Raw genomic sequence first — 26,654 nt, 5'->3', positions numbered from 1 at the left:
CACAGCGACCGCACGGGAACAGCGGCGCCACATACAGGGAGCTGCTATGAGTATTCGCGATTGGCCGGCGGCAGAGCGTCCGCGGGAGAAGCTGCTGGAGCGGGGGGCGTCGAGTCTGTCGGACGCCGAATTGCTGGCGATTTTCTTGCGCACGGGCGTGTCGGGGAGAAGCGCCGTGGACCTGGCCCGGCACCTTTTGCATCAGTTCGGCAGCCTGCGTGCGTTGCTCGAAGCCAACCTGACGGCATTCAGCAGCGAGCTGGGTCTGGGACCCGCCAAGTTCGCGCAGTTGCAGGCTGTCATGGAAATGGCCCGACGCAACATGGGCGAGGATTTGAAGCGCGATTCTGTACTGGAAAACCCGACGCAGGTGCGTCGCTACCTCAAGGCGCTGTTACGGCACGAGCCCCATGAAGTCTTTGGTTGCCTGTTTCTGGACAGCAAGAACCGGGTTCAGACGTTCGAAGTGCTGTTTCACGGCTCGATCAACACGGCGCATGTCCACGCGCGGCAGGTGGTCAAGCGGGCACTGGCCCACAACTCGGCAGGCTTGATCCTTTGTCACAACCACCCCTCCGGCGTCAAAGACGCCAGCGAAGCCGATATCGACCTGACGCGGCATCTGAAACAGGCGCTGGCGCTGGTGGACGTGGTGGTGCTGGATCACTTGATCATCGGCGACGGCGATCCGCTGTCGATGGTTGAGTATGGGTTGATGTAGCGGCCAGGACTGGCTAATCACAGAGATTCTGGGGCTGGACACCGAACGAATGTAGGACCGGCTTTAGCCGGGAAAGCGTCGGTATTCACACCGCAAAATCGACGGTGTGCAAACGGGCCTCTTCCCGGCTGAAGCCGGTCCTACTAAGCATCGCGTGCATCCAGCGGGGGAGCGTATGAGCCCAGTTCCCGATCTCCCGCGAATTATTTCACGGTCACCTTTGAGAAATCCTGACGACCAAACGGGCTCACGCTATAACCCTCGACATTCTTGCGCAGCAGCGCATAGGCAGTTGGATGCGCAAGCGGCAGCCACAATGCCTGCTTCTGGATCTGCTCTTGAACCTGGTGATACAGCTTGCTGCGTTGCGCCTGATCGGTCACCGCCTTGCCCTGGCTGATCAGCTTGTCCAGCCCCTCATCGCAGTAGCGCGCGAAGTTGGTGCCGGATTTGACTGCGGCGCAGGAGAACTGCGGCGTCAGGAAGTTATCCGGGTCGCCGTTATCCCCCGACCAGCCCATGAACAGCAGGTCGTGCTCGCCGGTCTTGGCGCGGCGGATCAGCTCGCCCCATTCGATAACTTTGATTTCCGCCTTGATCCCCACCGCGGCCAGATCGTTCTGCAGCAACTGCGCGCCGGCGTTAGGGTTGGGATTGAGCAAGCTGCCCGACGGCCGAGTCCAGATCGTCGTCTTGAAGCCGTCTTTCAGACCGGCCTTGGTCAGCAGTTCCTTTGCCTTCGCCACATCATGCTTGTAGCCAGGCAGGTCACTGGCGTAGCCCCAAGTATTAGGCGGATACGGACCGTTGGCCGGGCGCGCCGAACCTTCGAACACCGCTTTCAGGTAAGTATCTTTGTCGAATGCCAGGTTGATCGCCTGACGTACTTCCGGCTTGTCCAGTGGCGGATGCTGGCTGTTGATCGCCAGGAAAGCGGTCATGAAGGCGTCAGTCTTTTCGACCTTCAGGTTCGAATCCTTGCCGGCTTCAGCGACATCCATCGGCTTTGGCGACAGGGCAACCTGGCACTCGTTGCGGCGAATACGTTGCAGGCGAACATTGGCGTCCGGCGTAATCGCGTAGATCAGCGCATCAACGGCCGGCTTCCCGGCGAAGTAATCCGGGTTCGCCTCGTAACGCACCACCGAGTCTTTCTGGAAGCGCTTGAAGATAAAAGGCCCGGTGCCAATCGGCTGGCTGTTGAGCTTCTCCGGCGTACCGGCCTTCAGCAGCTGCGCGGTGTACTCCGCGGAATAAATAGAAGCGAAGCCCATGCTGAGCGTCGCCAGAAAGGTCGCATCCGGGTGGTCCAGGGTGATGCGCACTGTGGTGGCATCGGTCGCTTCGACTTTCTTGATCAGCGACGGCCATTGCATGGATTGCGCGTGGGGGAAGCCCTGCACAGCGACCTTATTCCACGGATTGGCCGGATCGAGCATGCGGTGGAAGCTGAACACCACGTCGTCAGCGTTGAGCTCGCGCGTGGGGGTGAAATAGTCGGTGTGATGGAATTTCACGCCGGCGCGAAGTTTGAAGTCGTAGGTCAGCCCGTCCGGCGACACACTCCAGCTCTGCGCCAGGCTCGGAACCAGCTTGGCGTCCTTGGCGTCATAGTCCACCAGGCGGTTCATCAGCACGTCGGCCGAAGCATTGGTGGTGGTCAGCGAGTTGTACTGCACCACGTCAAAGCCTTCGGGGCTGGCTTCCGTGCAGACGCTCAGCGTCGTTGCCGCCTGGGCCAGCAGTGGTGTGGACAGGGACGCGAGCAACAGGGGTAGAACGGCTAGGCGCATGGCGATTTTCCTTTCAGAGAGAGCCCATCTGCCGGCGCAGTCTGGAGAGTCAGTAACCCTAGACCATCGATTGGCGCAGAACAATCGCTGCGGCGCGACGAGTGGTATATTTCCCGCCGCGCCTAACGCCGCTGGCGTTGCCGGGTGAAAGCCCTGGCTTTGTGACAGGCAATTCGTGGTTTGTGTTGTTGCACCGGGGGCTTTCTGGTATAAAGCAGCGCTCTTTTCTAGGGGCCCGCTGCCTTCACCTTAGGTGTGGCCGGTAAGACCCCTGAAGAAACGCGGCGCCTGGCGCCAAATGACTGAGAGATTAAGCGGCCAACCCATGCCGGGTTGGGCATGTGGTTTTAGAGGGCTGAGGCATGTCGAGAGTATGTCAAGTTACCGGTAAGGGTCCGGTAACCGGGAATAACATTTCCCACGCAAACAACAAAACCCGTCGTCGTTTCCTGCCAAACCTGCAGCATCACCGCTTCTGGGTTGAAGAAGAGAAACGCTTCGTACGTCTGCGCGTATCTGCTAAAGGCATGCGTATCATCGACAAGCGTGGTATCACGGTTGTTCTGGCCGAAATCCGCCGTGCTGGCGCGAAGGTCTAAGGGAGAAAATCATGCGTGAATTGATCCGTTTGGTGTCGACCGCTAACACCGGCCACTTCTACACCACCGACAAGAACAAGCGCACGACTCCGGACAAAATCGAAATTAAAAAATTCGATCCGGTTGTTCGTAAGCACGTGATCTACAAAGAAGCCAAAATCAAGTAATTGATTTCTGCCTCTTACAAAAAAGCCCGCAGTGATGCGGGCTTTTTTGTGGGTGAAATAAGGTGGGTCAACTAACAGTAAGGCCTTCTGTTCAAACACCACATAGATCTTGCGGCAGGCCTCCAGCACCTCCCACGTGCCTGTGAACCCTGCAGGAATCACGAAGCGGTCACCCGCGCGCAGGGTTTTCGACTTGCCTGCGTCGTCACGGATGACCGAGACGCCCTGCACGATTTCACAGTACTCATGCTCGGTGTAATTTACCTTCCACTGACCGACTTCCCCTTCCCAGACGCCTGCATTCAGCTGCCCGCACGGGCTGTTGTAATGGTTGTAAACCGTCTGGTTCGGCTCGCCCTTGAGGATCTTTTCAGCAGCAGGGGTGAAACGCTCCGCTGCGGTAGTGGCTTCGCTGAAGTCGACGATGCTTTCGATGCTCATATCTGATTCCTGAAAGTAGGCGCTGCGTGATTGTTGCTTGCCGAGGGCCGGATGGAAAGCACAAGCGAGCCCGAACAGCTGTTGAATAAAATGCACGATCCGGCCAGAACTAGCCCGCTTCTGTCCAATATATTGGAAATCCGTCCAATGCTGGTTTAGGGTGGCGAATGCCTTCGGCCGATCCGATGACGCGTCAGGCCCTGCCCTGAAGCCCGATTCGAGTGCGAAGACGTGCCTATTTCATAAGAGGAGGACGTTTCATGACCACCCTGACTCATGCTGACTGGGAACAACGCGCCCAGGATCTGAAAATCGAAGGCCGTGCTTTCATCAACGGTGAATACACAGACGCCGCATCCGGCTCGACGTTCGACTGCATCAGTCCGGTTGATGGCCGCTTCCTCGCCCACGTCGCCAGCTGTGACGCCGCCGACGCGCAACGCGCCGTTGAAAACGCCCGGGCTACGTTCAATTCCGGCGTCTGGTCGCGATTGGCGCCGGCCAAGCGCAAGGCAGCCATGCTTCGTCTGGCCGAGCTGATCAACGAGAACGTCGAAGAGCTGGCGCTGCTCGAAACCCTCGACATGGGCAAGCCGATCAGCGACTCCTATGGCATCGACATTCCCGGCTCCGCCCAGGCGTTGAGCTGGAGCGGCGAGGCCATCGACAAGCTGTACGACGAAGTGGCGCCGACCCCGCACGATCAATTGGGCTTGGTGACTCGTGAACCAATTGGCGTAGTGGCGGCCATCGTGCCGTGGAATTTCCCGCTGTTGATGGCGTCCTGGAAGCTGGGCCCTGCGCTGTCGAGCGGCAACTCGGTGATCCTCAAACCGTCGGAAAAATCCCCGCTGACCGCGATCCGCGTCGCCCAGCTCGCCATCGAAGCCGGTATTCCGGCTGGCGTGCTGAACGTGCTGCCGGGTTACGGCCACACCGTCGGTAAAGCGCTGGCGCTGCACATGGACGTCGACACGGCTGTGTTCACCGGTTCGACGAAGATTGCCAAGCAGTTGCTGATCTACTCCGGCGAATCGAACATGAAGCGCGTCTGGCTGGAAGCCGGCGGCAAGAGCCCGAACATCGTCTTCGCCGACGCGCCAGATCTGCAGGCTGCGGCGGAATCTGCGGCCAGCGCCATCGCCTTCAATCAGGGCGAAGTCTGCACGGCCGGCTCCCGTCTGTTGGTCGAGCGCTCGATCAAGGACAAATTCCTGCCGATGGTGATCGAAGCGCTGAAAGCCTGGAAGCCGGGCAACCCGCTTGATCCGGCAACCACCGTTGGCGCGCTGGTCGATACCCAGCAGATGAACACCGTACTGTCGTACATCGAAGCCGGCCACACCGACGGCGCCAAGCTGGTCGTCGGCGGCAAGCGCATTCTTCAAGAGACAGGCGGGACCTACGTTGAGCCGACGATCTTCGACGGCGTGACCAACGCGATGAAGATCGCTCAGGAAGAGATCTTCGGGCCAGTGCTCTCTGTGCTGACCTTCGATACCGCTGAAGAAGCCATTCAGATTGCCAACGACACGCCTTACGGCCTGGCCGCGGCGGTGTGGACGGCTGACTTGTCCAAGGCGCATCTGACCGCGAAGGCGTTGCGCGCTGGCAGCGTGTGGGTCAATCAGTACGATGGCGGCGACATGACTGCGCCGTTTGGTGGCTTTAAGCAGTCCGGCAACGGGCGAGACAAGTCGCTGCACGCGTTCGATAAATACACCGAGCTGAAAGCGACCTGGATCAAGCTGTAAGAGGCCGCGCGCGCTTCAACACTCAGTCGCTGTAAAAACCAACGCAGCCGGGCTTTCATCAAAGCCCGGCTGTTTTGTTTCGTCCTTTTGAGCCACAGGAGCGTGGTGATGCGTTGGGGTACTTATTTCGCTGTGCTGGCGTCGGTATTGAGCGTCGGTCTGGCGCTGGGCGTGAGCATGCCGCTGGTGTCCCTGCGGCTGGAGGCCTGGGGTTACGGTGCGTTTGCCATTGGCGTCATGGCTGCGATGCCGGCCATTGGCGTGCTGCTGGGTGCCAGCCTTGCCAGCCGGCTCGCTTCAAGACTCGGCACCGCCAACCTGATGCGGCTGTGCCTGTGGGCCGGGTCATTTTCAGTGGGTTTACTGGCGTTACTGCCCAATTACTGGATCTGGCTGGTATTGAGGCTGATGCTCGGGACGATCCTGACCATCGTCTTCGTGCTCGGCGAGAGCTGGATCAACCAGTTGGTGATCGAACGGCTGCGCGGCAAGCTGGTGGCGCTGTACGGCAGTTCCTACGCATTGAGTCAGCTGGGCGGGCCGGTGCTGCTGGGTTTCATTGGCACGGAAGCAGATTACGGGCTCTGGGTCGGGACCCTGTTGCTGGCGGTATCGCCGTTTCTATTGCTGGGCAGAACAGGCGCGCCGAGCGCGGAATCCAGCCATGTGACGCTGCGCGATCTCGGCGGCTTCTGTCGGAGTTTGCCGGCCATTGCGTGGGCCATCGCTTTATTCGCCGGGTTTGAAGCGATGATTCTGACCCTGCTGCCGGTGTATTGCCTGCAGCAAGGCTTCACGCCTGAAATCGCCTTGGCAATGGTCAGCACTGTGGTGGTGGGTGATGCGCTTCTGCAACTGCCGATTGGTGCGCTGGCCGACAGGGTCTCGCGTCGGCGGCTGTTTTCCGGGTGTGCGCTGGTGCTGATGGTGTCGAGCCTGGCGATCCCGCTGCTGGTCGACACAATCGCCATCTGGCCGCTGTGGGTACTGTTCGGCGCCAGTGCGGGCGGGTTGTTCACGCTGTCGCTGATTTTGATTGGCGAGCGCTACCGCGATGACGCTTTGGTGCGCGCCAATGCCCACGTCGCCCAGCTGTGGGGGATCGGTTGCCTGCTCGGCCCCTTGGCGGCAGGCGCTGGCAGCCAGTGGGTCAGCGGTCAGGCGCTGCCGTTGCTGATGGCGGCGGGGGCGCTGGGGTTGGTCATCCTGTCCCAGCGCCCCAAGGCCTTTGGAGCGCAGGCGGTGGCGGCTTAAAGCATCTTTTCCAGGCCGACCGCCGTGCTGAACCAGGCGTTCATCCGGCGCCACCAGTCGCCAGGCTCTTTGGACAGCGTGTGGATTTTGCCGTTGTCCTCGGTCACCCACACCAGCCGGTTGTTTTCCAGCTTGACCTGATAGCTGATGGCCGGCGCCATACCCTGAAGCGCCAGCTCGCGCAGGTATTCGGTCAGCTCGGGGCTGTCGACCAGCACGCCGACTTCGGTGTTCCACAGCACTGACCGTGGGTCGAAATTGAACGAACCCACGAACATCTTCTGCCGATCAAAGATCATCGCCTTGCTGTGCAGGCTCGATTCCGAGCCGCCCTTGATCAGGTTTGTGTGCAGAAATGCAGGTCCGCTGCCCTTGGCGTTGCTCGGATCGCCTGGCTGGCGGCGCAGTTCGAACAGCTTCACGCCGTGCTCCAGCAGTGCCCGGCGGTAGGGCGCGTAACCGCCGTGTACCGCCGGCACGTCGGTGGCCTCCAGCGAATTCGTCAGCAGGTTCACCGACACGCCTTTGTCCGAGAGTCCGGTCAGGTACACCAAGCCTTCCTGCCCAGGCACGAAGTAGGCTGAGATCAGCATCAGTTCCTTGTGCACGCTGCCCAGATCAGGACTCAATTGAGTCGCCAGCAGCAGATGCGGGTCGGGCTCCCCCCGTGACAGCACCTTGGTCGGCGCGTCCCACAACGCCTGGTTGTGCGCCCAGATCAGCTCATTGAGCCAAGTCTTCATGCGCGGGTGAGTCCGATAGTCCATCAGCCGTTCATACAGGGCCTTCTTCTCAACGTGGGCCTGATCCAGCGACTCGGCCAGCAGAGCGCGCGCTTTGGTCAGATCCTTACGATCGGGTGGCCAGTAGAGGAAGTCGTTGATCGGCTTGCTGAGCGCGCTGTTCCAGTACTGATCGAAGCTGTGACCCAGCTGTTCCGCCACCGGGCCCACGCTGAGCATGTCGATGTCGGTGAAATTTAGATTGGGTTCGGCGTCGAAATACTCGTCACCCAGATTGCGCCCGCCGACGATGGCCACGGCGCCGTCGGCCAGCCACAACTTGTTGTGCATGCGGCGATGCTGCTGGGACAGATTGAACAGCCGGCCCAGGTTACGGGTGGCGCCCATGCTGCGGCCCAGATTGAGCGGATTGAACAGGCGAATCTGAATATTCGGGTGCGCAGCGAGTGTGGCGATGACTTCATCCAGCCCGTCGCTGGTGGTGTCGTCCAGCAGGATGCGCACGCGAACGCCGCGATCGGCAGCTTTGAGCAGTTCGTCAACCAGCGCCCGAGTGCTCAGGCCGTCGTGAACGATGTAGTACTGCAGGTCCAGGCTGGTTTTGGCGTTGCGAATCAGCTCGGCGCGGGCCATGAAGGCTTCGGTACTGTTGGGCAGCAGGCGGAAGCCCGAACGGCCCTCGTGAGGCGCCGCCTGGGCCATGATCGAGCGGCCGAATGAAGACTGCGCCGCCGGCAGCGCCTGACTCGGTCCGTCAGGAGCGGGCGTGTGCGCACAACCGCTGAGGCCGAGGGCGAGAGCCAGGAGGAGGGGCACCGCCCGTAAGTTCGTCAACGCGGTCATCCGAAAATCAGTCATGGCGATATGACCGCGCTTTCTCCTAAAGGTTAAAAGCCGCAAAAGGTTAAAAGCTTCAAAAGGTTTAGCTGCAAAGGTCATGCAGGGTCGGTCCGCTGCATGAGCAGCGCCGTGGCAGCGCCGACCTTGCGCACCGCTTCCTCGATTTGCGCGGTCGGCTTGGCGGCAAAGTTCATGCGCAGGCAATTTCTGTATTTGCCGGACGCTGAAAAGATGCTGCCGACGGCAATCTGTACGCCTTGCCCCTGCAGCGCGCGGTTCAGGCGCAACGAGTCGAAGTCTTCCGGCAGCTCGATCCACAGCATGAACCCGCCCTGGGGACGACTCACGCGGGTGCCTTCCGGGAAGTAACGCGTGACCCAGCCGGTCATCAGGTCGCGACTGCGCTGGTACTGGCCGCGCATCCGGCGCATGTGCGGCTCGTAGTGCCCGGCCTTGAGAAAATCGGAAATCGCCAGTTGTGGCTGAGTCGAAGTGGAACCGGTGCTGATGTATTTCATGTGCAGCGCGCGATCAAGGTATCGGCCGGGCGCGACCCAACCGACGCGCAGGCCCGGCGCCAAGGTCTTGGAAAACGAGCTGCAGAGCAGGACGCGGCCGTCTTCGTCGAAGGATTTGATCGTGCGCGGGCGAGGGTAGGTGTAGGCCAAATCGCCATACACATCGTCTTCGATGATCGCCACATCGAAGCGTTGCGCCAGGGTCAGCAGTGCGCGTTTACGGTCCTCCGGCATGATGTAGCCCAGCGGGTTGTTGCAGCTCGGCGTCAGCTGTATGGCCTTGATCGGCCACTGTTCCAGCGCCAACTCCAATGCGTCGAGGCTGATGCCGGTGAGCGGGTCGGTGGGGATTTCCAGGGCTTTCATGCCCAGCCCCTTGAGCGCCTGCATGGCGCCGTGAAAGCTGGGCGAGTCGACTGCGACGATGTCGCCCGGCTGGCACACCGAACGGATACAGATGGCCAGCGCCTCTTGGGCGCCAGTGGTGATCACCAGATCGTCCGGATCGATGTTGGTGCCGGAATCCAGCAGCAGCCGCGCGACTTGTTCCCTCAGGCAACGCCGGCCGTGGATATTGTCGTAATACAGCCCGGGCATGTCCGAGCGACGGCTGATCCTGCCCAGCGCCTGGGTCAGTGGCCGCAAGGTCGGGCTGGTGACGTCGGGCATGCCGCGACCCAGCTGAACCACGTCAGGGCTGGGTGCGGCTCGTGCCAGTTCCAGCACTTGATCCCACTGAGAGATTTCCACCGGGCGCTGGGCGGGGCGGCCTATCGCAGGCAGGGCGGGCGTCTTGCGGCCAGCCGGCACGAAATACCCGGACTTGGGCCGTGGCAGCGCGAGCCCGTTGTCTTCCAGCAATCGATACGCCTGCTGCACGGTGCTCAGGCTGACGCCGTGCTCAAGACTCAACGCACGCACCGAAGGCAGCCGGTCGCCGGGGCGATAAAAGCCGTTTTCGATGCGCGTGCCGAGCAATTCGGCGAGGTTGACGTAGAGGGTCATGGCGTACTCCCACAAGGTGATGCGATTGGTAGACCGATACAGATGTTGGGAAAATACAGCATTCAACGCGAGAGGAAACCGATCTGTATGCAAAGAATAATAATTCTTTGGATCTGTAATGGTTTTCCATACAGACACATCATGAATCCACTCGAAACCCACCCTGAGGTGTCTGGAAATGAGCGGAATAAGTGATGTTCGGTTAACGCTGTATGCCGGTGAGCTGGTCCGGGAGCAGGACGGGAGCTCGCGCATTAGTGCGCCGGAAGGATTAGGGATGTGGGGGCTGTTTCAGCATCGCCTGGCCAGTCGGCGCGCGTTGTTGAAACTGACTGACGAGCAGTTGAAGGATATTGGCTTGAGCAGCGAGCAGGCGCGCCGTGAAGGGCTCAAGCCGTTCTGGCGCGAATGAGGGCTGTGACGCAGTCAGCCTCACAGCGGCGAGTTTCGTTACACCAGCTCTTTGAAGCGGTGCCACAACATCCCAAGCGCCAACAGCGGCGAACGCAAATGTTTGCCGCCTGGGAAGGTGATGTGAGGGACTTTGGCAAAGAGCTCAAACCCGCCGCTGTGTTGGCCGCTGATGGCCTCAGCCAGTAACTTGCCCGCCAGATGCGTCGCGTTCAGCCCGTGTCCCGCATACGCCTGTGCGTAGAACACGTTTGGATGCGTGTGCAGTCGTCCGATCTGCGGCAAGCGGTTGGCGCCGATGCCGATCATCCCGCCCCACTGAAAATCGATCTTCACGTCTTTGAGCTGAGGGAACACCTTGAGCATCTTCGGCTGCATGTACGCGGCAATATCGCTCGGGTCGCGGCCTGAATAGTGACAGGCGCCGCCGAACAACAGGCGCCGATCCGCCGACAGGCGAAAATAATCCACCGCCACCCGCTGATCGCACATCGCGGTATTGCGCGGAATCAGCTGGCTGGCGAGCTCTTCGCTCAGCGGCTCGGTGGCGATGACGTAACTGCCGGCGGGCAAGACCTTGCCGCTCAACTCCCCATCGAGCTCGTTGAGATACGCATTGCAGCCCAGCACCAGCGTGCTGGCGCGCACCCGCCCTTGAGCTGTATGAATGTTGACCTCTGTCCCATATTCCAGCCGCGTCGCTGCCGAGTGTTCGAACACCTGCACGCCCAGTGACTGAGCGATGGCGGCTTCTGCCAGCGCCAGGTTCAGCGGATGCAGATGGCCCGAGCCCATGTCCAGCATCGCGCCGGCATAGTTGGGTGAGCCGATGACGCTGCTGAGGTTGCCCGCTTCAATCAATTCCAGCGGGTGTCGGTAACCCAGGCTGCGCAGCTCTTCTGCGTCTTTGGCAAAGCCCTCGAACTCCTTGGGCTTGTTTGCCAGATCGCAGTAGCCCCAGGTCAGGTCGCAGTCGATCTGGTATTTGCTGACGCGCTCGCGGACGATTTCCACCGCTTCGAGGCCCATCAGCTTGAGCTGGCGCACGCCGTCCTCGCCGATGACATTGCTGAACTGGTCCACATCGTGGCCGACGCCGCGGATTAACTGCCCGCCATTACGACCGCTCGCGCCCCAGCCGATCTTGTGTGCTTCCAGCAGCACCACCTTCAAGCCGCGTTCAGCCAGCTCGATCGCCGTGTTCAGCCCGGAAAACCCGCCGCCGATGATGCAGACGTCGGTTTTGATCTCGCCGTGCAGGGCAGGGTGGTCAGGCTGAGCATGGCGGGTGGCGGCGTAGTAAGAGGCCGCGTGATCAGACAATCCGGGCTGGGGAGACCGAGCATTCATGTTGAATATCCCGAGAACACTGTTTGGAAAATTTTACGGAGGGTAGCGGGGTGAATGAATCCGGGCAAGAAATGCCAGTGCATGATCATCCGGGTGTAAGTCCCGGAGGCGCTGGGGCACAATCAGCACCTTTCACAGGGGAAACTGCCGCGATGGGCTGCAACAGCGAGAAAATCCGCGATCTGCGGCGGCAGATTCCGTCGTTCGAATGCGTCCCGGGTTGCCACGATTGCTGTGGGCCGGTGACCACGTCGTCCGAAGAGATGTCGCGCTTGCCGCGCAAGACACCAGCCGAGCAGGAAGCGGCGTTCAACGAGCTGAACTGCGTACACCTGGGGCCCCACGGCTGCACCGTGTATGACGAGCGGCCGCTGATTTGTCGCCTGTTCGGCACCACAAAAACCCTGCCATGCCCCAACGGTCGCCGCCCTGAGGTCCTGATTCACCCGCGCGCCGAGAAGCAGGTGCATGAGTTCATCGCCTCGACGCGGCAGGTCCTGGTTTAGCCGAAGCCATTTGCGGTGCGCCGGTTTCGGATGCTTATTCCGGAATCGGCAGGCACAAACTCTCCTTCACCTCTTCCATCACGATGTAGCTCTTGGACTCCCGCACGTGGGGCAGCTTGAGCAGGATATCGCCCAGCAGCTTGCGGTACGACGCCATCTCGGAAATCCGCGCTTTCACCAGATAGTCGAAATCCCCTGACACCAGATGGCATTCCAGCACATGGGGCAGTTTGAGCACCGCGCGGCGGAATTCTTCAAAGGTGTCACCGGACTTGTAGTCAAGGCTGATCTCGACAAACACCAACAAGCTGGCTTTGAGGTTCTGCGGATTGAGGCGGGCGTTGTAGCCCATGATGATGCCCTCACGCTCCAGACGCCGGACCCGCTCCGTACACGGCGTGGTAGACAGGCCGACGCGTTCGCCCAGTTCGGTGAAGGAGATCCGTCCGTCGTTTTGCAGGATGCGCAGGATATTGCGGTCGATCTTGTCCAGCTCGCGTTTGGACTGGTGCTGGGTACGCATCGAAGAGCCCTCTGCCAAAGCGTCGGTTGCCGAGAAGAAATGCCGAATATAGGCGTTTATATAGTCAAAAGCACTGCTCACGCCTTTTTATACTGCGCACATCCTTGCTTAAAACTTGAAAACGTCAGCGGATATCCGCGATGAGGGAATCAACATGCGCGTTCTGGTCCTTGGAAGTGGCGTAATCGGTACCACCAGTGCGTATTACCTGGCGCGTGCGGGCTTCGAGGTGACGGTCGTTGACCGTCAACCGGCCGCGGCCATGGAAACCAGTTTCGCCAACGCCGGGCAGGTGTCGCCGGGCTACGCCTCCCCATGGGCGGCACCGGGTGTGCCGCTCAAGGCCCTCAAATGGTTGCTGCAGCGCCATGCGCCGCTGGCAATCAAGGCGACGGCCGATGTCGATCAATACCTGTGGATGGCGCAGATGCTGCGCAACTGCACCCAGAACCGTTATGCGGTCAACAAAGAGCGCATGGTTCGCCTCTCCGAATACAGCCGCGACTGCCTCGATGAGCTGCGTGCCGAGACCGGCATTGCCTACGAAGGTCGCAGCCTCGGCACCACCCAGCTGTTCCGCACTCAGGAGCAACTGGATAACGCCGCCAAGGACATCGCCGTGCTCGAACAGGCCGGCGTGCCCTATGAAGTACTCGACCGTGAAGGCATTGCCCGGGTTGAACCGGCCCTAGCCAGCGTCAGCAATATCCTCAGTGGGGCACTGCGTCTTCCGAACGATCAGACCGGCGACTGCCAGCTGTTCACCACGCGTCTGGCCGAAATGTGCGTGAAGCTGGGCGTTGAGTTCCGCTTCGGCCAGTCCATCGAGTCCATTGATTTCGCCGGCGACACCATCAAGGGCGTGCGCATCAATGGCACGCTCGAAACCGCTGACCGCTACGTGCTGGCGCTTGGCAGCTACTCGCCGCAACTGCTCAAGCCGCTTGGCATCAAGGCGCCGGTTTATCCGCTCAAGGGCTACTCGCTGACGGTGCCGATCACCGACCCGGCGATGGCGCCGACTTCGACCATTCTCGACGAGACCTACAAGGTCGCGATTACCCGCTTCGACAATCGCATTCGTGTGGGCGGCATGGCCGAGATCGCCGGTTTCGACCTGTCGCTTAATCCTCGTCGCCGCGAGACCCTGGAGATGATCGTCAACGATCTCTATCCTCACGGCGGCGACCTGCAGCAGGCCAGCTTCTGGACCGGTCTGCGCCCGACGACGCCGGATGGAACACCTATCGTCGGCGCAACGCCTTACCGCAATCTGTTCCTCAACACCGGCCACGGCACGTTGGGTTGGACGATGGCCTGCGGTTCAGGCAGATTGCTGGCTGACCTGATCGCGCGCAAAACGCCGCAGATCAGCGCTGCAGGCCTCGATATTTCCCGTTACGGCAGTTCCAAGGAGATCGCAAAACATGTCCATTCAGCGCCAGCTCACCAATGAGCGCATGAGCCAGTTGGTCGTCCATAACGGCACCGTTTATCTTGCCGGGCAAGTGGCCGACGACATGGCAGCGGGGATTGAGCAGCAGACCCGCGAGACGCTTCACAACATTGAGCGATTGCTGGACCTGGCCGGTACCGACAAGACCCGCATTCTGTCGGTGACGATCTACCTGAAAGACATCGATGCACACTTTGCCGGCATGAACAGCGTCTGGGACACCTGGCTGCCGAGGGGCCTTGCCCCTGCGCGTGCAACGGTTGAAGCCAAGCTGTGCGAGCCTGAGATTCTGGTTGAACTGTCGGTGGTTGCGGCGCTGCCGTAGTTCACCCACTTATATCCATCTATTGACCGACAAGAAGCCCCAGCATGCGTCCAGCCCGCGCCCTTATCGACTTTCAGGCCTTGCGCCACAACTACCAACTGGCGCGCGACACCGCTGGCGCCAAGGCGCTTGCCGTGATCAAGGCGGATGCCTACGGCCACGGCGCGGTGCAGGTTGCGCAGGCGCTGGAATCCGAGGCCGATGGCTTTGCCGTGGCGTGCATTGAAGAAGCGCTGGAGCTGCGTCAGGCCGGGATCAACGCACCCATTCTGCTGCTGGAGGGTTTTTTCGAGGCCGACGAACTGGCGCTGATCGTCGAGCATGATTTCTGGTGCGTGGTGCATTCCCTCTGGCAGCTCGATGCCATCGAGCAAACCGCACTCGGCAAGCCGCTGAACGTGTGGCTGAAGATGGATTCGGGCATGCACCGCGTTGGCATTCACCCGGCGGATTTTCAGGCGGCCCATCAGCGGCTGCTGAACAGCGGCAAGGCCGCGAAGATTGTCTTGATGACCCACTTCGCCCGCGCCGACGAACTCGACAGCGCGCGCACCGATGAGCAAGTAGCCATTTTTCAATCGGCCCGTGCCGGTCTGACCGCCGAACTCAGCCTGCGCAATTCCCCAGCCGTCATGGGCTGGCCCAGCGTGCCGAGTGACTGGGTGCGTCCGGGCATCATGCTCTACGGCGCGACGCCGTTTGATCAGTCGCAATCGGTCGCCGATCGTTTGCAGCCGGTCATGACCCTGGAGTCCCGCGTCATCTGCGTGCGTGACCTGCCCGTCGGTGAGCCAGTGGGCTACGGCGGTACATTCGTCGCCGAGCGCAACATGCGCATCGGTGTGGTCGCGATGGGCTATGCCGACGGCTATCCGCGGCAGGCGCCCACCGGCACCCCAATGATGGTCGACGGGCATCGCAGCCAGTTGCTCGGGCGTGTGTCGATGGACATGCTCTGTGTCGACCTCACCGACGTGCCGGGCGCAGGGCTGGGCAGCCGCGTCGAGCTGTGGGGCAAGAACATCCACATCAGCGACCTTGCGTCCAGCGCGGGCATGATTCCGTACCAGATTCTGTGCAATCTGAAACGCGTGCCAAGGCTCTATTCCGGGGCCTGATCGCCGCTCGCCAATCCCCTGCAAACCACTCCTTCGCGGCCAGTCACGGCCGCCAGTCCCTTTGCTGATCCGGCCATGGGCTCAAGTGTTGTAAATACTGAACGCTGTTGCCATGATGGCGGCCACTTGACCCAACTTGATCATCAGGAGGACTCCCGCATTGGACGTCGGTGAACGACTGCAATCCATTCGTAAACTCAAAGGTCTGTCCCAGCGTGAACTCGCCAAACGAGCGGGCGTGACCAACAGCACCATCTCCATGATCGAGAAGAACAGCGTCAGCCCCTCGATCAGCTCCCTGCGCAAGGTGCTGGGCGGCATACCGATGTCCATGGTGGAGTTCTTTTCCGAAGAGCTCGAACCCGAAAATCCGACCCAAGTGGTCTATAAAGCCAGCGAACTGATCGATATCTCGGACGGTGCCGTGACCATGAAACTGGTCGGCAAATCCCATCCGAGCCGCGCCATTGCGTTCCTTTCCGAAGTCTACCCGCCGGGTGCCGACACTGGCGTCGAGATGCTCGTGCACGAGGGCGAGGAGACCGGGATTCTGGTCGAGGGCCGTCTTGAGCTGGTGGTCGGTCTGGACACCTACGTGCTCGAAGAGGGCGACAGTTACTACTTCGAGAGCTCCCGACCCCATCGCTTTCGCAACCCGTTCGACGTTCCTGCGCGACTCATCAGCGCGGCCACGCCGGCGAATTTCTGATCAGCGATATGATTACCCGAAAACTGATCTTCCTCGGCCTGGCCGTCTTGCTCTTCGCCGATACTGCTGGCGCGACCATGCGCTGCGGCACGGCGCTTATCAGTCTGGGGGACACCGCCGACGTGGTCCGCCAGAAGTGCGGGGCGCCCGACAGCAGTGTTGATCAAATGCCTGCCCTCCGGAGCAACGGGGTTCCGAAGCTCGGGACTGCTAAAGTCAGCTTATGGGTGTATGGCCCTCGCAACGGCGCAAAACAACACCTGCGGTTCATCGAGGACAAGTTGGTGGAAATCGAGACGAAGCGGGATTGAGTGGCCGCGTGACAGTCGTTTTTTAAGGGCGCAAGCCGCGCAGTGCAGCAAATCCCCTGAAGGCCCGGTCCAACCGCTATCAAATAACAAAATCAGGAGAGGCCGGATGCCGCATTCCTGCTCGATCGAGCAAGCTGTCGATCACGTGTTGGCTGAATTGCCGGCACACATCCATATGGGTATGCCGCTGGGGTTGGGCAAGCCCAATCGCTTCGCCAACGCGTTGTACGCCCGAATCAAATCGCTGCCCGATCGGCATCTGACTATCTACACCGCGCTGTGCCTCGGGCGACCGGATGGCGGCGATGGTTTGCAGGGACGTTTTCTCGAACCCTTTCTGGAGCGCGTCTTCGACGATTACCCTGAACTGGATTTCCTCACCGATCTGCGCCGGGACGACCTCCCGCCCAACATTCACGTTCAGCAGTTCTTCATGCAGCCCGGCAGCCTGTTGGGCAGTGTCGAAGCGCAGCAGGATTACGTCAGCAGCAATTACAGCCACGCTGCGCGGGACATCAACGCCAATGGTCTGAATCTGATCGCGCAACTGATCGCCCGCGACTCCCAACGGCCCGATTACCTCAGCCTGAGCTGCAACCCCGACATCACCCTCGACCTGTTGCCCATGGTGGAAAAACGCCGTGGGTTGGGCGAGCGCATTCTGATACTCGGCCACGTCCACGCGGATCTGCCCTACATGCAGGGCGGTGCCGAGGTCAGCGCCGACACCTTCGACCTGCTGATCGAGCATGAAGAGCGCAGCACGCTGTTCTCGACGCCGAACATGCCGGTCGGTGTTCAGGATCATTTCATCGGCTTGTACGCGAGCACGCTGGTGCGCGATGGCGGTACGCTGCAGATCGGCATCGGTTCGATGGGCGACGCCCTGACCGCCGCCTTGCTTGCGCGCCAGGCCGATAACGAAACCTATCGCGCGTGCCTGGCCGAGTTGGACGGCATTTCCACCTGGAAGCCGTTGATCGAGGCGCAAGGCGGGGTGATGCCCTTCGCCACCGGGCTTTATGGCTGCAGCGAAATGCTGGTCAACGGGCTGCTGGTGCTGCTGGACGCGGGGATCATCCGCCGCAAGGTTTACGCCGACGTCGAGCTGCAGCAAATGGCCAACGACGGGGTTCTGGACGAATCGATTTATAGCGACGGCGTGTTGATTCACGGCGGCTTCTTTCTCGGGCCGCGCAGCTTCTACGAGCGGCTGCGGGAATTCACGCCGGCGCAGATCGCGCAGGTCAACATGACTGCGATCAGTTACATCAACGAGCTATACGGCGACGAGACGCTCAAGCGCCTGCAACGGCGGGATGCGCGATTCATCAACAGTTGCTTCACCGTGACGTTGCTGGGCGCAGCGGTCTCCGATCAACTGGCCGATGGCCGGGTGGTCAGCGGTGTCGGCGGGCAGTACAACTTCGTCGCTCAGGGCCATGCGCTGGACGGCGCGCGTTCCGTGCTGATTCTGCGCAGCTGGCGTGAGTCGGGTGGGGAGGTCAATTCCAATATTGTCTGGGACTATGCGCACACGACGATCCCGAGGCATCTGCGCGATATCGTCGTCACTGAATATGGCATCGCCGACCTGCGCGGCAAAACCGACGCGGCGGTGATCGAGGCGCTGCTCAACATCAGCGATTCACGCTTCCAGCCGGGCCTGATCGATCAGGCGCAAAAAGCCGGCAAGCTGCCGAAGGATTTCCGCCTTGATCCGCTGTTCAGCCAGAATACGCCCGAGCGGCTGAAGGACATCCGCGACCAGTTCCCGTCGCTGTTCATCGAGTACCCGCTGGGCAGCGATTTCACGGCTGAAGAGCGCGATCTGCTCCGTGCGTTGAACTGGTTGAAGAGCAAGTTCAAGCTCACGGAAATCATCGAGCTGGGCAAGGCCACGCTGGAAGCCCCCGACGCGAGCGCTTATCCGGAGCACTTGCAGCGCATGGGCCTCGATCATCCGCAGGGGTTGCGAGAAGAGCTGTATCAGCGGCTGGTGCTGGCGGGGTTGCAGGCGACGGCTTAGGCCCGATGTTTCCCACGTTTACTGTGGCATCCGTTCAGCCGAGGGTTTTGATCACCAGTAGCACGGCAGCAAAGAAGCCGCTAACGGCAAACAGCTGCTGCAACCGCGGGCCGGCGAGGTAACGGCTGACCTGTCTGCCGACTACCAGTCCGGCGACGGCCCCTGCGGCGAACGGCAGTCCCACAGTCCAATGCATCGCGCCGCTGATGGTGGCGGTGATCACGCTGCCGGTCGAGACCAGGGCGATCACCGCCAGCGACGTGGCGACGATGCTCTTCATCTCAAGGTCGGTGTATCGGGTCAATGCCGGCACGATGACGAAGCCGCCACCCACACCGAGCAATCCTGACAACAGCCCGGCCAATGCGCCGGTCGCCGCCAGTGACCGAGCGCAAGGCAGGGTCCAGCGCAGCCGACCCACCAGCGGATTGACTACGCAGGGCCTGAATGCCCCACGATCCGGCGGTTTGCCGTGGCGCAGTTCGTGAGCGGCTTTGCGGTAGATCCGCCCGCACACATAAAACAGAATCAGCGCAAACCCCAACGCCAGCGGCGCATTGGGCAGCTGGTGCGCCAGCCACAGCCCTACCGGTGACAGCGCGATGCCAATGATTGCGATGAAAATGGCCGCACGGTAACGGACGATACCCTGGCGCAGCCCAAGCGCTGCACCGACGGCCGAAGCCAGTCCGACCGCCAGGAGGCCCACTGGCGCGGCTTCAATCATCGTCAGGCCCAGCCCGAAAACCAGCAGCGGCACCGCAAGAATGCCGCCACCGGCGCCCGTCAATCCCAATACCGCGCCAATGATCGTACCGAGGCCGGCTCCGATCAGTTCGTGTTCATTCATCGTAAGTGAGCAAGTTCCGTGGGGGCTGTCAGGAGGTAGCTGTTCAGGGTGTGAGCGCGCCTGATGAGCGCGCTCGGCAGGGTTTACAGCGCATTGATCGGGACCTTCAGGTAGCGCACGCCGTTGTCCTCCGCTTCCGGCAGGTTGCCGCCGCGCATGTTGATCTGCACCGAAGGCAGGATCAGCATCGGCATGTCGAGGGTGGCATCGCGCTTCTCGCGCATCTCGACGAAAGCGTCCTCGTCGATGCCTTCGCGCACATGGATGTTGCTGGCGCGTTGCTCGGCGACGGTGGTCATGAACATCAGCTCACGGCCATTGGGCAGGTAGTCGTGGCACATGAACAGACGCGTCTGTGGCGGCAGGCCGAGAATTCGGCCGACCGAGCGATACAGCGTGCGCGCATCGGCGCCGGGGAAGTCGCAACGGGCGGTGCCGTAGTCGGGCATGAACAGCGTATCGCCGACAAACGCCACGGCTTCATCGCCGGCTTCAATCACGTACGTCATGCACGCCGGCGTGTGGCCAGGGGTGTGCATGGCTCTGGCCTGCAGCGTGCCGATCTGAAAGTGCGCGTCATCTTCCAGCAACCGGTCGAACTGGCTGCCGTCGCGGGCAAAGTCGCCTTTGGCGTTGAACAGCGTGCCGAAGACTTTCTGCACGCGGGTGATGTGGCTGCCAATGGCGACGGTGCCGCCGAGCTGTTCTTTCAGGTAGGCCGCTGCCGAAACGTGATCGGCGTGGACGTGGGTTTCCAGAATCCACTGCACCGACACGCCCAGCTCGCGAACCCTCTCGATCAGCTTGTCGGCGGACTGCGTGCTGGTGCGCCCGGATTTCGGGTCGTAATCCAGCACGCTGTCGATCAGCGCGGCCTGACGCGTAGAGCGGTCAACGACCAGGTAACTGATGGTCGAGGTCTGCGGATCGAAGAACGCCTCTACGCTCAGTTTTTCGCCAATTTCCATAACGTGTCTCCTGTTCTACTGACCGCAAGAAATCTGTGGGAGTCGAGCTTGCTCGCGACGGGGCCGGTACATTCACAGTAACCTCTGCGCCTGAAAGTATGCTTTCGTGAGCAAGCTCACTCCCACGGGGCTACGCGTTTGCTGGCTCAAAGCGCGGCGTCCGCTGCGCACCCCAAAGGTGAATCCGGATCAGACGAACGTCACAACGCCATCTTTCAACGACTGTACGCGCGCCAGTGACTCTACACGATAGCCCTGGCCGTCCAGTTCAGCGCGGCCGCCCTGGAACGACTTCTCGATCACGATACCCAGGCCGGCGACGGTTGCGCCCGCTTGCTTGATGATCGAGATCAGCGCCTGGGACGCCTTACCATTGGCGAGGAAGTCGTCGATGATCAACACCCGATCGCTGCTGTTCAGGTGACGGGTAGAAATGGCGATGGTGCTTTCGGTCTGCTTGGTGAACGAATACACCGACGCGGAAAACATGTTCTCGGTGAGGGTCAGCGACTGATGCTTGCGCGCGAAGATCACTGGGATGCCCATCTTCAGACCGGTCATCACTGCAGGGGCGATACCTGACGCCTCGATGGTGACGATCTTGGTAATGCCGGAGCCTGCGAACAGCGCGGCGAATTCGTCACCGATCTGCTGCATCAGCACCGGGTCGATCTGATGGTTGAGAAACGCGTCGACCTTCAATACCTGATCGGAAAGCACGATGCCTTCTTCGCGAATTTTCTTGTGCAGTGCTTCCACGTGGGTGGTCCTCAGAGCGCGATGTGCGCGAAATGAACGTTATCTTTTCAGCATGGCGCGTATGTCCGCCAGGGCTGTATTGCCGCGTACGGCTTTGACTTCGACGGGCGTGTCATCGTTGCCTTCCCAGGCGAGATCGTCCGGCGGCAGTTCGTCGAGGAACCGGCTCGGCAGGCAATCGATGATTTCGCCGTACTGCTTGCGTTTGGCGGCGAAGGTGAACGCCAGCGTCTGCCGCGCGCGGGTGATGCCCACGTAGGCCAGGCGGCGTTCTTCTTCGATGGTATCGGCCTCGATGCTGGAGCGGTGCGGGAGGATTTCCTCTTCCATGCCCATGATGAACACGTACGGAAACTCCAGCCCTTTGGAGGCGTGCAGGGTCATCATCTGCACGCCTTCGGCACCGTCTTCCTCTTCCTGCTGACGTTCGAGCATGTCACGCAGAACCAGTTTGCCGATGGCCTCCTCGATGGTCATGCCGCCTTCTTCGTCTTTCTCCAGCGTGTTCTTCAGCGCCTCGATCAGGAACCACACGTTGCCCATGCGGTAGTCGGCGGCCTTGTCGCTGGAGCTGTTCTGACGAATCCAGTTTTCGTAATCGATGTCCATGACCATGCTGCGCAAGGCGGCGATCGGGTCCTGCGTCGCGCATTGCTGGCGCACGCCGTCCATCCAGTGCTTGAAGCGTCTGAGGCGATCGGTGAAGCGGGCGTCCAGATGCTCGCCCAAGCCGATCTCGTCGGTGGCGGCGTACATCGACACCTTACGCTCGGTCGAGTAGTTGCCCAGCTTTTCAAGGGTGGTCGAGCCGATTTCCCGGCGCGGCACGTTGATCACGCGCAGGAAGGCGTTGTCGTCATCCGGGTTCACCAGCAAGCGGAAGTAGGCCATCAGGTCTTTCACTTCCTGACGCCCAAAGAAGCTGTTGCCCCCGGACAGCCGATACGGAATCTGATGGTGCTGCAGCTTCAGCTCGATCAGCTTGGCCTGATAGTTACCGCGATAGAGGATCGCGAAGTCGCTGTACGGCCGGTCGGTGCGCAGGTGCAGGCTGAGGATTTCGATGGCCACGCGCTCGGCTTCGGCGTCTTCGTTCTTGCAGCGAATCACGCGGATTTCATCGCCGTGACCCATCTCGCTCCAGAGTTGTTTCTCGAACGCATGGGGATTATTGGCGATCAGCACGTTGGCGCAGCGCAAGATGCGGCTGGTGGAGCGGTAGTTCTGCTCCAGCATCACCACTTTCAGCGACGGGTAATCGTCCTTGAGCAGCATCAGGTTTTCCGGCCGCGCACCGCGCCAGGCGTAGATCGACTGGTCGTCGTCACCCACAACGGTGAACTGGCAGCGCGTGCCGATGAGCATTTTCACCAGCAGGTACTGGCTGGCGTTGGTGTCCTGGTATTCGTCGACGAGCAGGTAGCGCACCTTGTGCTGCCACTTTTCGAGAATGTCGGCGTGCTCCTCGAACAGCTTCACCGGCAGCAGAATCAGGTCGTCGAAATCCACCGCGTTGTACGCCTTCAGCGTGCGCTGGTAGTGGCTGTAGACGATGGCGGCGGTCTGCTCCTTGGGGTTGCGCGAATTGGCGAGGGCTTCGGGCGGCAGGATCAATTCGTTTTTCCAGGCGCCGATCATGTTCTTGATCTCGTCGACGCCGTCGTCGCCCGAGTATTCCTTTTGCATGATGTCGGTCATCAGCGCTTTGACGTCGGTCTCGTCAAAGATCGAGAATCCGGGCTTGTAGCCCAACCGGGCGTGTTCCTTGCGGATGATGTTCAGGCCCAGGTTGTGGAACGTCGAGACGGTCAGGCCGCGCCCCTCGCCAGCGCGCAAAAGGGTACCGACGCGCTCTTTCATCTCCCGCGCCGCCTTGTTGGTAAAGGTCATGGCGACGATGTACTGGGCACGGATGCCGCAGTTCTGGATGAGGTGGGCAATCTTGCGTGTGATCACGCTGGTCTTGCCGGAGCCAGCGCCGGCGAGCACCAAAAGAGGGCCGCCGACGTAGTTCACGGCTTCCTGTTGCCGGGGATTGAGTCGGGACATGGGGAAAAATGGGGTCGCCTGGAAAAGGGCGGGCATTTTAACAGGGTCAGCGGATTGTGCAGCCACCGTCCGACACTGTGATGCGCCGCGCTATCTATATTTCGCCGTTTTGTTACATTTGCGTATTGCGGATGATTCTCGCGTTTGACGACCCTCATTCGGGGGTGCGCCAAGGTCTTTACGTTTGTGTGGGGAGTTAGCTTGTCTACGCCTGTCGAACCCTTGCGCTTGCTGCTTCTGGCGGACACGCCCGAATGGCCGGCATCGTTGCGCGAGTGCCTGGCGCCGCTCGGAGACGCCGCTGTCCTTGACTGCGCGCCGAGCTGGGACGCTGTCAGCAATCAAACCGACTTCTCCACCTCCGGAATACTCTTTACCACCGAAGCCCTTCAGCCCGCCGCCGGCCAATGCCACTGGCCCACTGTATTGCTTTTCGACACCGAACCGGACGAAGAGCCCGTTGGTGTCAGCGACTGGCTGGTGCGCGACGCCCTCACATCGCAGGCCCTGCGCCGCTGTCTGCGCCACGTGCGCGAACGGGGCGTTCTGGAGACCACGCTCAATCGCCTCGCCGAGCAGGACCCTCTTACCGGCATCGCCAACCGCCAGGGCTTTCAGACCCTGTTGGCCGCCCGACTGGCCGAGTTCGACGGCCGCGGCCTGGCGCTGGGGCATCTGGACCTGGACAACTTCCGGCGCGCCAATGACGCGCTGGGTCATCAGGCGGGCGATCGGCTGATCCTGCAAGTGGTGGCGCGGCTGAAAGGCCAGCTGGAGGCGTGCGATCAACTGGCGCGACTGGGCAGCGATGAATTTGCCCTGCTGATCGACACACGACGCGCCCCCGAGCGCGCCGAATCCATCGCCGAGCGCATCACCGAAGCCTTGTCCGAACCGTATTGGGTCGATGGGGAAAGCCTGTTGATCGGTTGCAGCCTTGGCATCGCCTATGCGCGCCTCAATGGCGGCGCCGATCCGTTGATGTGGCACGCGCACATCGCCATGCAGCAGGCCAAGGGCACTCAGGGCTGTACCTTTCACGTCTTCAACGAACGCATCAACCGCAACGCGCGCAGCCTCGCCGATCTGGAAAGCGAACTGCGCCGTGCTTTGCGTCGCGATGAGCTGGAGCTGCATTACCAGCCACGCCTGTGCCTGAATACCGGGCGCATTCTGGGGCTGGAGGCATTGGTGCGTTGGCGCCACGCTGAGCGTGGGTTGTTGCCGCCGAGTGAGTTCGTGCCGCTGGCTGAGCAAAGCGGGTTGATCGTGCCGCTGGGTTATTGGGTGATTGCCCGTGCCCTGCGCGACATGCAGGCCCTGCGCGAGAAAGGCGTGCCGCCGCTGCACATGGCGATCAACCTGTCGTTCCGCCAGTTTCAGGACAACCAGTTGCTCGCGACACTCAGCCGGTTGATCGCTGATCGGGGTATCGATGCGCAATGGCTGGAATTCGAATTGACCGAGACGGCCGTCATGCGCCGCAGCGATTTGGTCAAACAGACCATGGATGCGCTGGGACGGCTGGGTGTGCGCTTCTCGCTGGACGATTTCGGCACCGGGTTCTCGTCCTTCGTGCACCTCAACAGCTTGCCGATCACACTGCTGAAGATCGACAAGAGCTTCGTCGGTGAAATGGAGCAGCGCGAGGAAAACCGCAAGCTGGTCCACGCGATGATCAACCTCGCCCACAACCTCAGCCTGGAAGTGGTGGCCGAAGGCGTTGAAACCCCTGAGCAACTGGCCTTGCTGCGCAGCTTCAACTGCGATCAGGCCCAGGGTTTTTTGATCAGTCACCCGCTGGCCTTGCCGGAGCTGATGGATTATCTGGCGATGGGCCAGAGCAAAGGTATTGCGCTGCAGAGCCAGTGATCGGCGGCTCGTTCTTTGAACACACCTCGGAGTGATTCTGTAGGAGTGAGCTTGCTCGCGAATGCATGGGGTCAGCCGACATGGATGTCACAGACCCACCGCCTTCGCGACCGTCGTAACCTCCGATTGCTCCTACAGTTGGGTTTGTGACCGCCCCGGATTGTGAATACCCGCAGAGGCCTATCCCATCACCACAACCCCCGTCGCCTCCTTGTGCAGCAGCCTCGCGGTCTTGCGCTCGAATGCCCAGGTCAGTGCGACCGCGGAGCAGAGCAGGCCGATCGCCAATCCCCACCACACGCCCACCGCGCCCTGGTTCGCCAGAAATCCGAGGCCCCAGGCCAGCGGCGCGCCGACCACCCAATAGCTCGCCAGTCCGATCAGGAACGTGGTTTTTGCGTCCTTGAACCCCCGGATCGCGCCCATGGCGATGGTCTGCGTGCCGTCGAGAATCTCGAACCAGGCAGCGATGGCCAGCAGCCTCACCGCCAGCTCGACCACGCCCTGGTATTTCGGATCGTTGACGTCCACGAACAAACCGATGACGGCGTGGGGCGCAACCCAGAACAGAATGCCGAACGAAAGCATCAGCAGCCCGCCGAAGCCAATCCCCATGCGTCCGGCAGTGCGCGCCAGCAGCAGGTTTCCGGCCCCGTAGTGCAGACCGATGCGCATGGTCACCGCGTAGGAAATCCCGACCGGGACCATGAACGCCATCGACACCGATTGCAGAGCGATCTGGTGCGCCGCCATCTGGGTGCTGCCCATGGCCCCCATGCAGAACGCCGCAAAAGTAAACAGCCCGACTTCCACCGCATACGTGCCACCGATGGGCAGGCCCAGACGCCACAGCTCTTTCAGGCAACTGCGCGAGAGTTTCATGAGTTCTTTGTGAAGGGGATACGCCGCGTAGGCGCTGTGATAACGAATGTGCAGCGCGAGGGCCAGGGCCATGGCGTTGGTGACGATGGCCGTGACCAGACCGATGCCCATCAGGCCCCAGTGCGGCAGGCCGAACAGCCCGTGGATAAACGCGTAGTTGAGTCCGAAGTTCAGCGCCACGCCTACCAGACTGATCACCATTACCGGGGTCGCACGCCCCAATGCACTGGTGAATCCGCGCAGCGCCATGAAGCTCAACAGGCCGGGCAGCGCCAATGGCAAGGTGATCAGAAATTCGCTGGCCATGTGGACGTTGGCTTCGACTTGACCAAATTGCAGCAGGATCGGCTCGAGGTTCCATAGGATAAGCGCAGCAACCAAGGCCATGCCCCACGCCAGCCACAAACCGGCCTGGGTCAGTCGGGTGACGCCGGCGTGATCATTCGCGCCCTTGCGGATCGCGACCAACGTGCCGACGGCGGCCATGACCCCCACGCAGAAGAACGACACGAAGTTGTAGCTCGCCGCGCCCAGCCCGCCACCGGCCAGGGATTCCGGGCCCAGCTTGCCCATCATCACAGTGTCGGTGAATACCATCAGCATGTGCGCCATCTGCGAAGCAATCAGCGGCCCGGCCAGACGCAGGATGATCCACAGTTCTTTGAAGGCGTGCTGGTGCATGGTCTTTGCGCTCGGGTTTG

General features: G+C 61.1%; 24 protein-coding genes and 1 pseudogene. 14 read left to right on the top strand and 11 right to left on the bottom strand.

The window, feature by feature from the left end; translation table 11 throughout:
• Positions 1–46 precede the first annotated feature (46 nt).
• Positions 47–721 carry a RadC family protein gene (gene radC, locus QMX88_RS00330; protein ID WP_192171453.1) on the top strand — a complete coding sequence of 225 codons (675 nt, stop codon included), beginning with the start codon at positions 47–49 and terminating at the stop codon, positions 719–721.
• Between the two features lie 203 nt (positions 722–924).
• Here the strand turns inward: radC and QMX88_RS00325 are convergent, their stop codons facing one another.
• Positions 925–2,514: an ABC transporter substrate-binding protein gene (locus QMX88_RS00325; RefSeq protein WP_282365379.1), complete on the bottom strand. Its 1,590-nt coding sequence runs from the start codon at positions 2,512–2,514 to the stop codon at positions 925–927.
• Positions 2,515–2,876: 362 nt separating this feature from the next.
• On the opposite strand from QMX88_RS00325, the gene rpmB reads away from it, so the two are divergent.
• Entirely contained in the window at positions 2,877–3,113 is a 237-nt protein-coding gene (gene rpmB / locus QMX88_RS00320) for a 50S ribosomal protein L28 (protein ID WP_037016669.1), read from the top strand.
• Positions 3,114–3,124: 11 nt separating this feature from the next.
• The gene (gene rpmG / locus QMX88_RS00315) at positions 3,125–3,280 is read left to right on the top strand and encodes a 50S ribosomal protein L33 (RefSeq protein WP_010225867.1); all 156 of its coding nucleotides are present in this window, start codon (positions 3,125–3,127) and stop codon (positions 3,278–3,280) included.
• Between the two features lie 81 nt (positions 3,281–3,361).
• Here the strand turns inward: rpmG and QMX88_RS00310 are convergent.
• Positions 3,362–3,721 (bottom strand): annotated as a pseudogene (locus QMX88_RS00310) (cupin domain-containing protein); the annotation flags it as partial.
• A 260-nt stretch (positions 3,722–3,981) separates the two neighbouring features.
• On the opposite strand from QMX88_RS00310, the gene QMX88_RS00305 reads away from it, so the two are divergent.
• Together QMX88_RS00305 and QMX88_RS00300 are read left to right on the top strand one after the other, a co-directional pair.
• Positions 3,982–5,475, top strand: coding sequence for an aldehyde dehydrogenase (locus QMX88_RS00305; protein ID WP_282365378.1), 1,494 nt, complete (start codon positions 3,982–3,984; stop codon positions 5,473–5,475).
• A 108-nt stretch (positions 5,476–5,583) separates the two neighbouring features.
• Positions 5,584–6,729 carry an MFS transporter gene (locus QMX88_RS00300; protein WP_282365377.1) on the top strand — a complete coding sequence of 382 codons (1,146 nt, stop codon included), beginning with the start codon at positions 5,584–5,586 and terminating at the stop codon, positions 6,727–6,729.
• On the opposite strand, the gene QMX88_RS00295 is transcribed toward QMX88_RS00300, so the two are convergent.
• The gene (locus QMX88_RS00295) at positions 6,726–8,315 is read right to left on the bottom strand and encodes a phospholipase D family protein (protein WP_442969418.1); all 1,590 of its coding nucleotides are present in this window, start codon (positions 8,313–8,315) and stop codon (positions 6,726–6,728) included. The two genes, QMX88_RS00300 and QMX88_RS00295, sit on opposite strands and share 4 nt — an antisense overlap.
• A 92-nt stretch (positions 8,316–8,407) precedes the next feature.
• Complete coding sequence (locus QMX88_RS00290) at positions 8,408–9,835, bottom strand: aminotransferase-like domain-containing protein (RefSeq protein ID WP_282365376.1); 1,428 nt, start codon at positions 9,833–9,835, stop codon at positions 8,408–8,410.
• A gap of 178 nt (positions 9,836–10,013) precedes the next feature.
• Between QMX88_RS00290 and QMX88_RS00285 the strand changes: the two genes are divergently transcribed.
• Complete coding sequence (locus tag QMX88_RS00285) at positions 10,014–10,247, top strand: DUF1127 domain-containing protein (protein WP_282365375.1); 234 nt, start codon at positions 10,014–10,016, stop codon at positions 10,245–10,247.
• 38 nt (positions 10,248–10,285) lie between these two features.
• On the opposite strand, the gene QMX88_RS00280 is transcribed toward QMX88_RS00285, so the two are convergent.
• On the bottom strand, positions 10,286–11,596 hold the full coding sequence (locus QMX88_RS00280; RefSeq protein WP_282365374.1) for an NAD(P)/FAD-dependent oxidoreductase: 1,311 nt from the start codon (positions 11,594–11,596) through the stop codon (positions 10,286–10,288).
• A 152-nt stretch (positions 11,597–11,748) separates the two neighbouring features.
• On the opposite strand from QMX88_RS00280, the gene QMX88_RS00275 reads away from it, so the two are divergent.
• Complete coding sequence (locus QMX88_RS00275; protein ID WP_192171446.1) at positions 11,749–12,102, top strand: YkgJ family cysteine cluster protein; 354 nt, start codon at positions 11,749–11,751, stop codon at positions 12,100–12,102.
• A 34-nt stretch (positions 12,103–12,136) separates the two neighbouring features.
• On the opposite strand, the gene dadR is transcribed toward QMX88_RS00275, so the two are convergent.
• Entirely contained in the window at positions 12,137–12,625 is a 489-nt protein-coding gene (dadR, locus tag QMX88_RS00270) for a transcriptional regulator DadR (protein WP_065988245.1), read from the bottom strand.
• A gap of 154 nt (positions 12,626–12,779) precedes the next feature.
• On the opposite strand from dadR, the gene dadA reads away from it, so the two are divergent.
• The 6 genes from dadA (at position 12,780) to QMX88_RS00240 (ending at position 18,573) form a co-directional block, all read left to right on the top strand.
• Complete coding sequence (gene dadA / locus QMX88_RS00265) at positions 12,780–14,081, top strand: D-amino acid dehydrogenase (RefSeq protein ID WP_282365373.1); 1,302 nt, start codon at positions 12,780–12,782, stop codon at positions 14,079–14,081.
• Positions 14,053–14,406, top strand: a complete 354-nt coding sequence (locus tag QMX88_RS00260) for a RidA family protein (protein ID WP_192171444.1) — start codon at positions 14,053–14,055, stop codon at positions 14,404–14,406. The genes dadA and QMX88_RS00260 overlap by 29 nt, the downstream gene beginning before the upstream one ends.
• A 44-nt stretch (positions 14,407–14,450) precedes the next feature.
• Complete coding sequence (alr, locus tag QMX88_RS00255; protein WP_282365372.1) at positions 14,451–15,524, top strand: alanine racemase; 1,074 nt, start codon at positions 14,451–14,453, stop codon at positions 15,522–15,524.
• 160 nt (positions 15,525–15,684) lie between these two features.
• Positions 15,685–16,233, top strand: a complete 549-nt coding sequence (locus QMX88_RS00250; RefSeq protein WP_037016647.1) for a cupin domain-containing protein — start codon at positions 15,685–15,687, stop codon at positions 16,231–16,233.
• An 8-nt stretch (positions 16,234–16,241) separates the two neighbouring features.
• Positions 16,242–16,544, top strand: a complete 303-nt coding sequence (locus QMX88_RS00245) for a DUF2845 domain-containing protein (RefSeq protein ID WP_282365371.1) — start codon at positions 16,242–16,244, stop codon at positions 16,542–16,544.
• 106 nt (positions 16,545–16,650) lie between these two features.
• The gene (locus QMX88_RS00240) at positions 16,651–18,573 is read left to right on the top strand and encodes an acetyl-CoA hydrolase/transferase C-terminal domain-containing protein (RefSeq protein WP_282365370.1); all 1,923 of its coding nucleotides are present in this window, start codon (positions 16,651–16,653) and stop codon (positions 18,571–18,573) included.
• A gap of 34 nt (positions 18,574–18,607) precedes the next feature.
• Here the strand turns inward: QMX88_RS00240 and QMX88_RS00235 are convergent, their stop codons facing one another.
• The 4 genes from QMX88_RS00235 to rep form a co-directional block, all read right to left on the bottom strand.
• Positions 18,608–19,423, bottom strand: a complete 816-nt coding sequence (locus tag QMX88_RS00235; protein ID WP_282365369.1) for a sulfite exporter TauE/SafE family protein — start codon at positions 19,421–19,423, stop codon at positions 18,608–18,610.
• An 83-nt stretch (positions 19,424–19,506) separates the two neighbouring features.
• Complete coding sequence (locus QMX88_RS00230; RefSeq protein ID WP_282365368.1) at positions 19,507–20,391, bottom strand: MBL fold metallo-hydrolase; 885 nt, start codon at positions 20,389–20,391, stop codon at positions 19,507–19,509.
• A gap of 189 nt (positions 20,392–20,580) precedes the next feature.
• On the bottom strand, positions 20,581–21,150 hold the full coding sequence (locus tag QMX88_RS00225) for a xanthine phosphoribosyltransferase (RefSeq protein WP_122534147.1): 570 nt from the start codon (positions 21,148–21,150) through the stop codon (positions 20,581–20,583).
• A 39-nt stretch (positions 21,151–21,189) separates the two neighbouring features.
• Positions 21,190–23,199 (bottom strand): DNA helicase Rep, encoded by a 2,010-nt coding sequence (gene rep, locus QMX88_RS00220; protein ID WP_122534146.1) that lies wholly within the window; start codon positions 23,197–23,199, stop codon positions 21,190–21,192.
• A 201-nt stretch (positions 23,200–23,400) separates the two neighbouring features.
• Between rep and QMX88_RS00215 the strand changes: the two genes are divergently transcribed.
• The gene (locus QMX88_RS00215) at positions 23,401–25,071 is read left to right on the top strand and encodes a putative bifunctional diguanylate cyclase/phosphodiesterase (RefSeq protein WP_282365367.1); all 1,671 of its coding nucleotides are present in this window, start codon (positions 23,401–23,403) and stop codon (positions 25,069–25,071) included.
• Positions 25,072–25,251: 180 nt separating this feature from the next.
• Here QMX88_RS00215 and QMX88_RS00210 read toward each other — a convergent pair whose 3' ends face one another.
• Positions 25,252–26,634 (bottom strand): NorM family multidrug efflux MATE transporter, encoded by a 1,383-nt coding sequence (locus QMX88_RS00210; protein WP_282365366.1) that lies wholly within the window; start codon positions 26,632–26,634, stop codon positions 25,252–25,254.
• Positions 26,635–26,654: the final 20 nt, after the last annotated feature.

The sequence above is a fragment of the Pseudomonas sp. PS02290 genome, assembly GCF_029960075.1.
Classification (GTDB): Bacteria; Pseudomonadota; Gammaproteobacteria; order Pseudomonadales; family Pseudomonadaceae; genus Aquipseudomonas.
The sequence above is the reverse complement of the archived record's forward strand: the minus strand, read 5'-3'. Positions and strand labels throughout refer to the sequence as shown.

Excerpts from the sequence above, each read along its gene's own strand:
- QMX88_RS00300 (WP_282365377.1), top strand. The coding sequence starts at position 5,584 with ATGCGTTGGGGTACTTATTTCGCTGTGCTGGCGTCGGTATTGAGCGTC.
- QMX88_RS00240 (WP_282365370.1), top strand. The coding sequence starts at position 16,651 with ATGCCGCATTCCTGCTCGATCGAGCAAGCTGTCGATCACGTGTTGGCT.
- QMX88_RS00305 (WP_282365378.1), top strand. The coding sequence starts at position 3,982 with ATGACCACCCTGACTCATGCTGACTGGGAACAACGCGCCCAGGATCTG.
- QMX88_RS00290 (WP_282365376.1), bottom strand. The coding sequence starts at position 9,835 with ATGACCCTCTACGTCAACCTCGCCGAATTGCTCGGCACGCGCATCGAA.
- QMX88_RS00235 (WP_282365369.1), bottom strand. The coding sequence starts at position 19,423 with ATGAATGAACACGAACTGATCGGAGCCGGCCTCGGTACGATCATTGGC.
- QMX88_RS00210 (WP_282365366.1), bottom strand. The coding sequence starts at position 26,634 with ATGCACCAGCACGCCTTCAAAGAACTGTGGATCATCCTGCGTCTGGCC.
- rpmG (WP_010225867.1), top strand. The coding sequence starts at position 3,125 with ATGCGTGAATTGATCCGTTTGGTGTCGACCGCTAACACCGGCCACTTC.
- QMX88_RS00285 (WP_282365375.1), top strand. The coding sequence starts at position 10,014 with ATGAGCGGAATAAGTGATGTTCGGTTAACGCTGTATGCCGGTGAGCTG.
- radC (WP_192171453.1), top strand. The coding sequence starts at position 47 with ATGAGTATTCGCGATTGGCCGGCGGCAGAGCGTCCGCGGGAGAAGCTG.
- QMX88_RS00325 (WP_282365379.1), bottom strand. The coding sequence starts at position 2,514 with ATGCGCCTAGCCGTTCTACCCCTGTTGCTCGCGTCCCTGTCCACACCA.
- QMX88_RS00280 (WP_282365374.1), bottom strand. The coding sequence starts at position 11,596 with ATGAATGCTCGGTCTCCCCAGCCCGGATTGTCTGATCACGCGGCCTCT.
- QMX88_RS00260 (WP_192171444.1), top strand. The coding sequence starts at position 14,053 with ATGTCCATTCAGCGCCAGCTCACCAATGAGCGCATGAGCCAGTTGGTC.
- QMX88_RS00245 (WP_282365371.1), top strand. The coding sequence starts at position 16,242 with ATGATTACCCGAAAACTGATCTTCCTCGGCCTGGCCGTCTTGCTCTTC.
- alr (WP_282365372.1), top strand. The coding sequence starts at position 14,451 with ATGCGTCCAGCCCGCGCCCTTATCGACTTTCAGGCCTTGCGCCACAAC.
- QMX88_RS00230 (WP_282365368.1), bottom strand. The coding sequence starts at position 20,391 with ATGGAAATTGGCGAAAAACTGAGCGTAGAGGCGTTCTTCGATCCGCAG.
- dadA (WP_282365373.1), top strand. The coding sequence starts at position 12,780 with ATGCGCGTTCTGGTCCTTGGAAGTGGCGTAATCGGTACCACCAGTGCG.
- QMX88_RS00295 (WP_442969418.1), bottom strand. The coding sequence starts at position 8,315 with ATGACCGCGTTGACGAACTTACGGGCGGTGCCCCTCCTCCTGGCTCTC.
- rpmB (WP_037016669.1), top strand. The coding sequence starts at position 2,877 with ATGTCGAGAGTATGTCAAGTTACCGGTAAGGGTCCGGTAACCGGGAAT.
- QMX88_RS00275 (WP_192171446.1), top strand. The coding sequence starts at position 11,749 with ATGGGCTGCAACAGCGAGAAAATCCGCGATCTGCGGCGGCAGATTCCG.
- rep (WP_122534146.1), bottom strand. The coding sequence starts at position 23,199 with ATGTCCCGACTCAATCCCCGGCAACAGGAAGCCGTGAACTACGTCGGC.
- dadR (WP_065988245.1), bottom strand. The coding sequence starts at position 12,625 with ATGCGTACCCAGCACCAGTCCAAACGCGAGCTGGACAAGATCGACCGC.